The 12821-nt window shown below is 52.6% G+C and carries 7 protein-coding genes; 5 read left to right on the forward strand and 2 right to left on the reverse strand.

Features of this window, described 5'->3' with window-relative positions; genetic code table 11:
- Positions 1–29: 29 nt before the first annotated feature.
- Positions 30–1127: a hypothetical protein gene (locus ACSV5M_RS01545; protein ID WP_439173687.1), complete on the forward strand. Its 1098-nt coding sequence runs from the start codon at positions 30–32 to the stop codon at positions 1125–1127.
- A 67-nt stretch (positions 1128–1194) separates the two neighbouring features.
- Here ACSV5M_RS01545 and ACSV5M_RS01550 read toward each other — a convergent pair whose 3' ends face one another.
- Positions 1195–1476 carry a hypothetical protein gene (locus ACSV5M_RS01550; RefSeq protein ID WP_439173689.1) on the reverse strand — a complete coding sequence of 94 codons (282 nt, stop codon included), beginning with the start codon at positions 1474–1476 and terminating at the stop codon, positions 1195–1197.
- 155 nt (positions 1477–1631) lie between these two features.
- Positions 1632–2306, reverse strand: a complete 675-nt coding sequence (locus ACSV5M_RS01555) for a hypothetical protein (RefSeq protein WP_439173690.1) — start codon at positions 2304–2306, stop codon at positions 1632–1634.
- 412 nt (positions 2307–2718) lie between these two features.
- On the opposite strand from ACSV5M_RS01555, the gene ACSV5M_RS01560 reads away from it, so the two are divergent.
- From ACSV5M_RS01560 to ACSV5M_RS01575, 4 genes are all read left to right on the forward strand, one after another.
- Positions 2719–5700 carry a TonB-dependent receptor gene (locus ACSV5M_RS01560; protein WP_439173692.1) on the forward strand — a complete coding sequence of 994 codons (2982 nt, stop codon included), beginning with the start codon at positions 2719–2721 and terminating at the stop codon, positions 5698–5700.
- A 351-nt stretch (positions 5701–6051) separates the two neighbouring features.
- On the forward strand, positions 6052–7215 hold the full coding sequence (locus ACSV5M_RS01565; RefSeq protein WP_439173694.1) for a helix-turn-helix domain-containing protein: 1164 nt from the start codon (positions 6052–6054) through the stop codon (positions 7213–7215).
- 238 nt (positions 7216–7453) lie between these two features.
- Complete coding sequence (locus tag ACSV5M_RS01570; protein ID WP_439173695.1) at positions 7454–9082, forward strand: cellulose binding domain-containing protein; 1629 nt, start codon at positions 7454–7456, stop codon at positions 9080–9082.
- Positions 9083–9111: 29 nt separating this feature from the next.
- Positions 9112–12726, forward strand: a complete 3615-nt coding sequence (locus tag ACSV5M_RS01575; protein ID WP_439173696.1) for an endo-1,4-beta-xylanase — start codon at positions 9112–9114, stop codon at positions 12724–12726.
- Positions 12727–12821 lie beyond the last annotated feature (95 nt).

Here is a 12821-nt window from a genome sequence, read left to right on the forward strand (position 1 = left end):
AGTCATCGTCTTGGACAAGGAAGCATAAAATGAACAGAATTTTTTTAACCATCACCGCACTATTTATCACTCTGATTGCCGCCCAGGTGAATGCCGCGCAATGGCGCACCTGCAATGGCAATAAAATCAAATGGGGCAGCAACACCGTAACCATGCGCGCGAGCAATGTCAGTTTTGCCCCTGGCTCGTCGTTTACCAGTTCGCTGCAAACCACCATCGCCCGGGTTAACGATAATCCCAGCAAGTTTAATTTCTCGTTGGTACTCGGTGATTCGTCAGTAGGTCGTAATAATAATCAGAATGAAGTCTGGTTCAGCGATAATCCGGATATTCTGGACGGTGCGCCGGCAATTGCCCTGAGCTGGAGGCATTGCTACTGGTTGTTCGGCTGGCACTACGGCATTGATGAAGTGGACGTGGTTTTCAATGTGGCGACCAACTACACCACCTCAATGGCCAAAACCAGCCTCTGGCCTTTCGGTGGTCCGGCGCGTCCATTCCAGACCACAGCAATCCATGAGTTCGGTCATGCGCTGGGCCTGAAACACGAAAACCGCTGGTACAACATCATGGGCCAGGATTGGGATCATATCCACGTGAATGGCAATACCGCGCGTTCCTATTTGGGTGAAGATGCCGCGGACGGTGCAGTGCATTTATACGGCGCGACCACCGGAACGATGGAAGATGTATCGCTGACCAATTTTAAATATCAGGGAACCAGCGGTGAGTACAGTACGCATCAACCGACCCGTTTGTACAATGCGTCTGATGCAGTGCTGAATTCATTTATCGATGAGGGTGAGCGGCGTTATCGCGCCAATAAAAATCAGACAGTGAAACTGGAATTGACCGCAGAGAATAACGGGAAAAGTTATCAGGAAGTCAAAATCGCGTATTACATCTCCAGCAACAGCACCATCACCACGCTGGACCGTCAGATCGGCACGGGTACCCTTACGCTGGGGCGTAATCAACCCTACACCTTCAAACGGACTCTGGTGATTCCCGGTGATTTGGTTTCCGGTAACGATTACTGGATCGGTGCGGTCATTGATTACGACGATGCGCTCGGGGAGACTGTCTCCAGCAACAACGCCACCTATATCCCGATTCGCATTAACTGATAAGCCGTCAATAAAAATCCCGTTCACGTTTATCCAACGTGAACGGGACACCGCGTTAAAAAATCGATTAATTGATCAGCACAACATTCGCGTAGCTAGCGCCTGCCGGATGATTAACCTGCATGTTCGTCCAGGGACAGGCACCGACTGACTCATACAGGAATTGCGAGCCCCAGCTGCCACCGTAAGAGGTAATGAACGTCCAGGTGCAATCACGGACGCTGGTGTAAGCATAGGGGTTGCCCCACCAGGGATACTGATAAGTTTCTGATCCCGCCTGCGCGACGGCACTCATGGCCAACAAACCAGCAACAAGACCTTTCAGACTCAATTTGACGTTTTTGTTCATCTTGATTTCCTTTGATTGATAAGGAGAGCCGAAGCTCTCTAGCGTCGATAGTCTCTGTTGAAGAGTGGCCGCTCAGTCAGGTACAAAAATCGTTTTGTATTCACGACTCTGTAGATCAACAGATATTCTTTGGGATTACCCCAAAACCGGTTTACTCAGTGGGTTGCCGCCGCGCGCTCAAAATAAATCTGCGTGCGGTAATTTTCTTCATCCACAACCACTGTGTAAGAATCAAATAATTGTTGCTGCGTGACGATGTTATTGAGCGATGCATTGAGGCTGGCAAGCTGGTCCGCATCGGTGGTAAGCACGGACAAGCGACATTGTTGTGAACGGCATTCGCTCGACAGACTCGGTAATACCCGCAGGTTGTTATCCTGTTCTATGGCCGCATCCAGATTCACTTTTTTGTCGTTCGCCCAAACGGCATCTATCGCCTCCGCAGCAAATTGCTGTTCCAGTGTTGGCCCGACATTGCGCGCGTCCGCGCCGAGGGTTTGCAGGCGGGCCTGATGCTTTTCAATTTCCGTATTGAGTTGATATTCCCGCAAGCGTGCGAGTTCATCTGCGGTGGCATCGGCCGTCGGTTCTTGTGGTACCGGCAGCGGTTGTGTTATTCCGGGTGATGGTGGTTCGTGTGCCAACAGCGGGCGAGACTCCAGTTGCTCCACATAGCGGGTGAGCGCAGCAATCTGATCCTGTAATTGTTGAATATCGGCATTGATCGCTACGGATTCGTTAACGGGCGCCGGTTCCGATGAAGAATTGAATTGCATGCCAGCGATAAATCCGGCGGCAAAGACGGCGGCGATCATTATTATTTTTTGCATGCGACTCACTCAGCGTGGATATTTTTATAAATGAAAAATAATAGTCAGAAATGGCGATTACGCAAATGCCATGGCGGTTTACGCACCAAATGTCGCGACAATCATTTTTCTTGAAGTTTATCGCGCTGACGTTTCTCGCATTTTTCAACACGTCAGGGCGTACTTTCCGTTACGCGCACAACTAAAAAGTGTGGCGCTTGTCATTCCGACTCTCTGATCTCGTGCAATTTTGCGCCAAAACCTCCATATAATCAGACAATATATTGATCTATAAACAGACAAGGAATAGGATTGAGCGACACACCTGTATACAAGTACGCAAGTGTGCATGACGATCCTGAACAACGGCTTTACATCCTCCACTAGGAGCATGCAACAGCCCAACAATAATCAACCAGTAAGGGATTTTTCTATGAACTCAACACGTCTTTCTCCGCTATTCACGCTCAGCTTACTCAGCCTTGCGGTGGCATCATCGGGGGCTATTGCGCAGGACCAGATTGAAGAATTGGTGGTGACGGGCTACAAGGGCAGTTTGCAGAACGCGACCAATGCCAAGCGCGCCTCAACGGCGTTAGTGGAATCGGTGTTCGCAGAAGACATCGGTAAATTTGCCGATTCCAATATCGCTGAAGCGATCAACCGCATGCCCGGCATCCAGATCAATCGCAACGTCTTTGGTGATGGCACCAACGTGTCCATTCGCGGCCTGGGCACGAGTTTCACCAAGGTAACGCTCAACAACGCACAAATCGCTGTTGCTTCTGCCGGCAGTGTTGATTCACAAAACCAGAATCGCGAGATCGATCTGGATCTGTTTCCTACCGAGCTTTTTACGCGCTTCGATGTACAAAAAACGCCGACGGCCAGCATGCTGGAAGGTGGTGCGGCGGGTGTGGTCAATATTCGTAACGCGCGTCCGTTTGATAACAGTGAGCAAGGCTTCCACTCAGTAGTAAACGCCCAGGGTGTTTACACCGATATCAATGATGAGATCAGTCCAAAATTGTCGGCCCTGGGAAGTTGGACGAATGATACCTTTGGTGTGTTGGGTGGTATTTCCGTTTTTAATAAACAATTAACCACGGAAGGGTTTGAAACTATCGGCTGGACCAACCTCAATACCTCGCACCGAATTTGCGGCACCACGCCAGGTGCAGGCCAAACCCAGGCGACCACTGGCGGGTGCAATCCCTCGGGCGGCAACAACTGGAATGTGGCGGGACTGATTCAGGACGCGAATGATCCCAATTTTGGTTATGGCGTAGTGCCGGCGAATGCCGGCGCGGGTTTGGTGGCGGGCACGATCATCGATCAAAGCTTTTTACTGGCGCAAAATCCGGGGCTCGATATCACGCAGATTTCCGAAGCGCTGATTCCGCGTTTGGGTCGCACTGCCTACATGGATGGTGATCAGGATCGCGTGAGCGGACTCGTGTCGTTTGAGTACCGCCCGAGCGACGCCATGCAATTTTATCTGGACGTTATCGCCACCAATCAGACCCGCGACTTTGATCGCCTGGCGCTGGCGTTTATCGGCCGTAACGGCACGGCCATACCGACCGACATGGTGCTGGATGCGAACAACGTCGTGCAGTCGGCCACCTTTGGTGGTGCGCAGTTCATGCTCGAAGCACGGCCCTACACCGAAGATCTGGATTTCTACAACATCAATCCCGGTGCGCATTTTGAATTTGGCGATGCACACGCCCTGGATGTGCAATTAAATTCAAGCCGCAGCGATTGGAAGCGTTCGCAACCCACCGTGCTGGTGAATACACCCATTGGGCAAGTCGATTTCGTGAACGGTGAAGTGCCCCGCTACACCTCGGCGGTGGATCTGAATGACCCCAATGCCGGGTGGACATGGACCGGCGGTGGACGCGTAAATATTTCGCTGGAAGAGCGCGATACTGAAACTGATGGTATCCATGTGGATTATCGGTTTGGCGATGACGACAACAACATCAAGGTGGGTGTAGCCCAAGACACCATTCGCCGCGCGATTCGCGGCTACGACAACAGCGGCCGGTGGGAAGACGTGGTGTGTCGCAATGGACTGGATGAGAACGGTGATTCGCCCACCACGAATCGCGCACCCTGCGATGGATTAAGCCCGAATTCTGCCGTACCGCAATCGGAACTGGCGTCCTATTTAATCCCCGGTCCAGCCGGTTTTATCAGCGTGGATTTCCACCGTTTCTTTGCGGCCACGGATTACTACAACCTCGCCCGAAACGCGCCCGAAGGTGGCGGTTCGGCAACGGGTGCGTCAACCGGCATTGTGGATGAAGACACGGTGGGGGCTTACCTCGAATTCAATGCAACCACGGATGTCGCCGGGCGCGCAATGCGGATCAACCTCGGTGGCCGTTATGTGGAAACCGATCAGTTGATTGAAGGCCCGGTGTCCATCGCCGCGCAACCCACGGCCAATCCGCCAGTGGCAGCGCAACGTTTTTATAGCGGCGTGTCATCCAACTACAATTATTTTTTGCCGTCACTGAATGTCAGTTTTGATGCGGCGGAGGATGTGGTATTGCGCTTTTCCGCCTCCCGAACCATGACGCGTCCCAACCCCAGTGCGATGTTGCCGGCCACCAATTTTAGCGATCCCTCCGCGCAAAATGCCTCGCAAGGCAATCCGGATCTGCAACCCTACCTGTCCACCAATCTGGATATCGGGGGTGAATGGTATACCGGTAACGAAGGCTATATTGGTTTGACGTTATTCGGAAAACAGTTGACCGGTTTTACCGTCAATCAAAATACCACCATTCCCTTTGCGCAATTGCCGGTGGCGATTGGTAATCCCTTCATGATTCCGTTTGATTCCTTATCCCCCACGGCACAGGCCGCGATCATGAGCCGCGGTGGACCGGATGTGGCCCAGGTGACGGTTACCCAACAAGTGAACGCGGATGGCAATCTGGAGATTGAAGGCGCAGAGGTGACCTGGGTACAACCGCTGGACATGATTCTGGACGGCCTGGGTATCAACGCCAACTACACCCATATCCATCAACGCAGCGAAGGCCAGGGCGCACCGGCACAGGCCATTGGGGTATCGCCGGAAACCTACAACTTTACGGCCTACTGGGAAAATTACGGCGCGGCCATCCGCTTAACCTATGTGTGGAATGATGAGCAATGGGCATCCGGGCCCAACCAGAACGGCATTCCCTACGCACAGTTAAAAACCGATGCGCGCGGTCAGCTGGATCTGTCAGCCAGTTATGACTTCGACGGAATCGCGGGCGCGCCGCAGGTCAGTTTGAATATCACCAACCTCACCAGCGAACCGATCCGCCAGACCTTCCACTACGACTCGGCGACGTTTAGTTACTACGACCCCGGCATGTTTGTCACGCTGGGTGTGCGCGCCTCGTTTTAAGTTTTACCGGAGCTCTCCAGTGTCCGCCTTGCCCCTGCCGAGCGACAGGGGCTTTTTTTTGATGACGAGCATCGCATGAAAATTACCTTGCCAGAATGCAGAAGACCTCTCACGCTGTTTGTGACAATCATTTCTGTGTCACGGTTGCTGGTACATCAGATTGTATGACAAGATAAGGCACGTCGAGTCAGGCGATAAATATTCTTGCGTGGCGCCAGGAGCATCTTCGCGCCGAGAGTGTTTCGCATGGAACAAGATCTCCTACACCAATAATTCTAATGAATACCGGGAGCTGAGCTGATGCGGTCGATCAACCGATTAATCCTTGTTTACCCAATCCGCGCATAAAACATGCTGAAGTTTTATCGAAACGCGGCCATAGCCGGTGTGGTGTTGCTGTTGGTGACAGCGCTCATCCTGTGTGCGGGCATGGTGAAATCAAAACTCAGCACCTCGTTATTTCCCAAACGCGACGGGCAACTGGTGTGGGCGCCAGCCATCGAACCGTCAGCGCCGGTGGATGAAACACGGCTGACCGTCAAGAGCGAAGTGGGCACCATCGATTACGAATTTTTCCTCGACCCTAAAGGCACCTTTCCCTACACGCATTACTCGTTTTATTTCATCGATTCTGCGCAACCTTACAAACTGGTTGACCTCACCCGTTATAGCCATGTGTCTTTCCGGATTTTGTGTGATCCCAAAAATGTGCTGCTGTTTGTGCTGTTCAGTTACGACGACCGGGTGACTGACCCGATCAGGCCGGTCACGCGGCGCGTATCCTCTACAGCGTTTTCCTGCGATAACCAGTGGACGACCTTGACGATCGGTTTTGACGAGCTGGATACGCCGCACTGGTGGCTGGATCGCTATGGTTATGAATTCAGCGATACCGGGTACCGACTGGATAAAACCATGGGCATCGCGTTTGTGAATTCATTGCAAAGCCCGGTGAACACACGCTCCCATGTGCGCCTAACCGATGTAAAACTGGAAGGCCGGGCGGAGCAGTATCTTTATCTCGCGGCTTTGTTGTGCGTGTTGATCTGGGTATTATTTTTCTTCTGGCTGTTTCGTCAGTACATCACCATGTTAACCGCTGGGCTGAAAGAAAAAATCCGCCTGGACCAGCCGTTAATTGCCTATAAAAAATTGTCGATTGAGCCACAAAAAGACAAAGAGAAAAGTGCTGTGCTGCGCTTGATTGCGACCGAGTACGCCAATCCGGATTTAAGTCTGGAATCGGTGACGCTTGCACTGGGGCTTAACCGCACCAAGGTGAACGAAATCCTCAAAGAGGAATTGGGGATGACCTTTACGGCGTATCTGAACAAATTGCGCCTGACAGAAGCGGCGCGTTTGTTATCCGAAAAGGAAGAAGCGAATGTGTCGGAAATCGCGTATCTGGTGGGTTACAACAATGCCTCTTATTTCAATAAGCTATTTAAAATCGAATACGGCTGCACACCAAAAACATTTAAAACCTTGCACCCGCTTAAAGAAGATTGTGAGTAGCCACATCGGTAGTTAATGCGTGTTTGATAAACAGCGCACACTTTATTGAAAGCTGGCACAATATTCATTTAACAAATTGCACAATTAGTGAAATTTTTTGCATCTGCTAAAAAATCTTTCAAAACTTCAATCTCTTCTGCTTGTGCTTCCTTAATCTCCCGCAGCGGTATCGGCCAGTAACCAGGCTGAGCGATAACCGCACCCTATTCCAATAATGAATAAACAACGGGAGTTTGATATGGAGAGCAAGAGAGACATCTTTATTACAAAAACTGGCAATGCACCAACGCGTTTACGCAAATTTTTCACCACCATCCTGATTAGTCTGAGCCTGACATCCGGCGCGGCAGTGGCGCAAAACGTCACCGTTAATGGGGCAACGGAACATCAAACTATTCGTGGCTTCGGTGGTATGAACGCCCCCGGTTGGATTGCCGACCTGACCTCCGCCCAGGTGGACACCGCCTTTGGTAACGGCGACGGGCAACTGGGCCTGTCGATCATGCGGATGCGCATTGATCCCAACTCCAATAACTGGGGTATTCAGGTGCCCGCAGCCGTGCGCGCAAAATCCCACGGCGCGATTCTGCTGGCCTCGCCCTGGTCGCCGCCGGCCTACATGAAAACCAATAACAACCTGAATAACGGCGGCAAACTGCGGCCGGAATATTACGGGGCTTACACGGACCATCTGTTGAGCTTCACCAACTTTATGGCCTCGAATAACGCTTCGATCTATGCGTTGTCGCTCCAGAACGAACCGGATTGGCATCCCAATTACGAATCCGCCGAATGGAGCGCGACGGATTTTGTAAATTATTTGTTGAGCCAGGGTTCGCGTTTTGGTGCTTTGAAAGTGGTGGCGCCTGAGTCGCTTAACTTTAATCCGGCGCTCTCTGATCCCATGCTGAACAATGCTAACACCGCGCAACACGTGGATATTATCGGTGGCCATTTGTATGGCCGCGCGCCGCGTGATTATCCACTGGCGCGCAGCAAGGGCAAGGAGCTCTGGATGACGGAGCACTACACCGAAAGCCAGAATTCCGCTAACGCCTGGCCCCTGGCACTGGACGTGGGTACTGAATTGCACCAGAGCATGGTGGCCAACTTTAATGCGTATATCTGGTGGTATATCCGCCGCAGTTATGGCCTGTTGACGGAAGACGGTGCCATCAGCAAGCGCGGTTATCTGATGGCGCAGTACTCGAAGTTTGTGCGGCCCGGGTATGTGCGCATTGCCGCTACGGAACAACCGCTCACGGGGGTTTTTGTTACGGCTTATAAAGGCCCGGACAATCGCGTAGTGGTGATCGCGGTTAATACCACCACCTCCCACCGTAATCTGAACCTGAATTTACAGAATGTGAATGTCGGGCAGTTTGTTAAATACAGCACCTCTGCGTCATTGAACCTCGGCTACGGTGGCCGCACCAGCGTTGCCGGTAACAGCGCATCGGTGTGGGTCGATCCGCAAAGCGTCGCCACCTTCGTCAGTGAACCGGGTAGCGGCAGTTCATCCAGTGTCAGCAGTACCGCATCGTCCCGCTCATCGGTAGCGGTTTCCTCGCAAGCCTCCTCACAGCCTTCCTCCAGTGCCAGCAGCGCTAACGGCGGTGTCACGGCGAGTGTTGAAATCAGCAACGATTGGGGCAGCGGTTACTGCGCAAACCTGCTCGTCAATAACAGCACGGGTGCGCCGGTGACCTGGAATGTCAGCGTGACGGTCGAGGGCACGGTGAACAATTTGTGGAACGGCAGCTGGAGCCAAAGCGGTTCGACACTCACGGTGGCCGGTGTGGGTTGGAACAGCCAGTTGCAACCGGGCCAGACCGAGTCGTCCGTCGGCTTTTGTGCGTCGCGTTAACCTCATTTTTTTACAACAGGATAATCACTATGAATAACAACCTGACTGAAAAAAAATCCTTCTGCCATCGAGTAATATCGTCAACACAGGTTGGCTTGCGCGTGCTGGCCGGCTTGATGTTGTTAACGGCATCAATAGTTCACGCCGACAATCCCATCGTGTCTCACGTGTACACCGCTGACCCGGCGGCGCGGGTATTTAATGATCGCGTTTACGTCGTGGTCACCCACGATCAGGATAACCAGGCGGATTACGGCGGGCTGATTGATTACTATCTGTTTTCCTCCGACGACATGGTCAACTGGCAGGATCACGGCATCATCTGGAACTCGCGCACCAATACCTCTTGGGCGAATCTGGCGTATGCGCCGGATTTTATCGAACGCAACGGTCGCTACTATTTATATTTTCCTGACGGCGCCGGTTCAATTGGTGTTGCCGTCGCGGATCGTCCTGAAGGCCCTTACACCGATCCACTCGGGCGTCCGTTAGTGAGCAGAAGCACACCCAACGCCAACGTGACCTGGTTGTTTGATCCGGGTGTGTTTATCGATGATAACGGCCAGGCTTATTTGTATTTCGGCGGTGGCGGTCCGGGTAACGCGCGGGTGATTCGTTTGAATAACGACATGATTAGCACCAGCGGTTCGGCAATCACGTTAGATGTGCCAAATTTCTTTGAAGCGCTGTACATGCACAAAAGAAACGGCACCTACTATTTGAGTTATTCCACCGACACTGCCGGCGGATTAACCATTGACTACATGACCAGCAATAATCCCACGTCCGGTTTTACCCGTCGCGGCACCGTGTTGGGTCAGCCCTGGGAAAATAACAGCAACAATAATCACCAGTCGATCATTCAATACAAGGATCAGTGGTACATCTTTTACCACAATCGCGCGGTGGCGAATGCAGTGGGCCACAGCACCTTCTCGCGTTCCATCAACGTGGACCGTTTGTACTACAACGCCGATGGCACCATGCAGCGCGTCAATGCCGGGCGTGTAGGCGTTCCGCAATTAAAAAATGTGAATGCATTTAACATCAACCAGGCGGAGATGTTTGATAACGAAAACGGCATTGAAACCGAGCGCGCCAGCGAAGGCACCATGAACCTGATGATGGGCTCCGGCGATTGGGTAAAAATTTCTGGCGTGGATTTCGGTGCGGGTGCAACGGGCATGAATGCGCGTGTGGCTGCGGCGATTAACTCCGGTCTGGAAATTCGTCTGGGCAGTATCAATAACGCGCCTATTGCTACCCTGCAAGTGCAAAACACCGGCGGCTGGCAAACCTGGCAGACGCAATCCGTTTCTTTCAGCCGCGTCACCGGCGTGCACGATGTGTATCTGCGTTCAACTGCCGGACACAATTTGAATTGGTATCAGTTTACCGGCACCACCGGCGGCAGCGGGCAATTAACCGTTGAGCTGGAATCTCTGCGTAATCAAAGCAGTTTCAGCCCGTTCCTGGTGCAATCCGACAGCGCCGCGTCCGGTGGTCAGTACATCGAATGGCCCAACAACAATAATCAATTGCTGGGCACGCCCGCTGACAACGAAAGTGGTCAGATCCAGATTCCGTTTACGCTGTCGCAATCCGCCAGTGTGCAATTCCAGATTCGCGCAGCGATGTTAAACGCCGATGACGATTCGTTCTATTACAAACTGGATAACGGCGCCTGGACCACGCAAAACAATACCGCTACCAGCGGTTGGCAAAACGTGTCCGTCGCGAATTTTGAAAATCTGGCGGCGGGCAATCATGTGCTGAGAATTTTGCGCCGCGAAGACGGCACGCGCCTGGATGCGGTGACGCTTACCGCGAGCGCCGGCACCATCAGTGCAAACAACAATTCATCAAGCAGCTCTTCAAGCAATGTAAGCTCAGTCAGTTCAAGCCCCAGCTCCAGTGCGGTGAATTCGAGCGTTGCGAGCAGCGCGGCCAGCTCAACGCCCACCGGCGGAAATGTGTCCGGTTCGATACAGATTACCAACGACTGGGGCGGTGGTTATTGTGCGTCGCTCACCGTGACCAACAGCAGCGGTTCAGCCGTGACCTGGAATCTGGGTATTACGGTTGAGGGTACTGTGAGCAGCTTGTGGAATGGCGAATGGAGTCAAAGCGGCTCAACGTTAAATGTTTCTGGTGTTGCGTGGAATAGCGTGTTGCAACCGGGACAAAGTCATTCGTCCATTGGATTCTGCGCAAATCGGGGCAGCACACCGCCGGTATCGTCCAGCAGCGTCGCATCGAGCGCGCCGTCATCCAGTGCACCTGCTTCAAGCGCACCATCGTCAAGCGTTTCGTCCTCCGTTGGTTACGAAGTGCCGGCCAATAATTTTGCGCAAAACGGCGGTGTGGAAAGTGGCTTCAGCAACTGGGGGTCAACCGCCGGTACTGCAAGCCGCAATACCTCACAACGTCGCAGCGGTTCCGCCAGTGCCTACATCACCGGTCGTACCGCCGCGTGGAATGGCCTGACCTTTAATGTCGGCGCGCTAACGAACGGTAACGAATATGACGTAGCGGTATGGGTCAGGCTCGCCGCCGGTTCACCGGATTCGGTGGTGATGTTAACGGCCAAGCGTCAGGACGATGCGGACACGTCAACCTATAACGAATATTCGCAAGTGGCGATGGCTACCGCCTCGGCTAACGGCTGGACCTTGCTGCAAGGTTACTACACGCAATCCGGCACACCCTTCCAGCATTTCATCATCGAATCAGAAAACGAAACCATCAGTTTTTATGCGGATGATTTCTCTATTGGTGGTGAAGTAGAACAAGGTGGCGGGGATCATGAATTCTTTGTTGGCAATATCACCACCTCCGGCAATGTGCGTTCCGACTTTATCCAATATTGGGATCAAATCACGCCGGAAAACGAAGGCAAGTGGGGTTCCATTGAAGGCACCCGCGATGTGTATAACTGGGCACCACTCGACCGCATTTATAATTATGCGCGCGCGAATAATATCCCGGTTAAGGCACACACCTTTGTGTGGGGTAATCAATCACCCACTTGGCTCAACAATTTAAGCGGCCCGGAAGTTGCCGCGGAAATTGAAGAATGGATTCGCGATTACTGCGCGCGTTACCCCGACACGGCAATGATCGACGTAGTGAACGAAGCTACACCCGGCCATGCGCCAGCGACTTACGCACAACGCGCTTACGGTAACAACTGGATCATTCGCGTATTCCAGATTGCGCGGCAGTACTGCCCCAATTCCATTCTGATCCTCAACGACTACAACGTGTTGAGTTGGAACACCAACGAGTTTATCGCCATGGCTCGCCCGGCGGTGGAAGCGGGTGTGGTGGATGCCCTGGGATTACAGGCTCACGGTCTGGAAGACTGGTCGTTTAATGATGTGAGTAGCAAGCTGAATCAGGTGGCTGCACTGGGCTTGCCGATTTATATCTCCGAGTACGATGTCGCGCGCACCAATGATCAACAACAACTGCAAATCATGCAGACGCAATTCCCGTTGTTCTACAACCACCCGTCGGTAAAAGGCATCACGCTGTGGGGTTATGTGGTGGGCCGCACCTGGGTGAACGGGAGTGGTTTGATCCAGGAAAATGGCACACCGCGCCCGGCCATGACCTGGTTGATGAATTATTTGAATCGTTAAAGTGATACCCGATGGAAAAGGTTTCCATCACTGGCAGTAGCAACACCTAAAAATAATCGACCTGCGCAGTACTGCTGCGCAGGCATATACCTGCA

Origin of the sequence: Cellvibrio sp. ARAG 10.3, from assembly GCF_051846955.1 — a bacterium.
In the GTDB taxonomy this organism is placed as follows: Bacteria; Pseudomonadota; Gammaproteobacteria; order Pseudomonadales; family Cellvibrionaceae; genus Cellvibrio.

What these genes read in the sequence shown, in the direction of transcription:
- ACSV5M_RS01545 (WP_439173687.1), top strand. Translation starts at nt 30, where the DNA reads ATGAACAGAATTTTTTTAACCATCACCGCACTATTTATCACTCTGATT.
- ACSV5M_RS01555 (WP_439173690.1), bottom strand. Translation starts at nt 2,306, where the DNA reads ATGCAAAAAATAATAATGATCGCCGCCGTCTTTGCCGCCGGATTTATC.
- ACSV5M_RS01560 (WP_439173692.1), top strand. Translation starts at nt 2,719, where the DNA reads ATGAACTCAACACGTCTTTCTCCGCTATTCACGCTCAGCTTACTCAGC.
- ACSV5M_RS01575 (WP_439173696.1), top strand. Translation starts at nt 9,112, where the DNA reads ATGAATAACAACCTGACTGAAAAAAAATCCTTCTGCCATCGAGTAATA.
- ACSV5M_RS01550 (WP_439173689.1), bottom strand. Translation starts at nt 1,476, where the DNA reads ATGAACAAAAACGTCAAATTGAGTCTGAAAGGTCTTGTTGCTGGTTTG.
- ACSV5M_RS01570 (WP_439173695.1), top strand. Translation starts at nt 7,454, where the DNA reads ATGGAGAGCAAGAGAGACATCTTTATTACAAAAACTGGCAATGCACCA.
- ACSV5M_RS01565 (WP_439173694.1), top strand. Translation starts at nt 6,052, where the DNA reads ATGCTGAAGTTTTATCGAAACGCGGCCATAGCCGGTGTGGTGTTGCTG.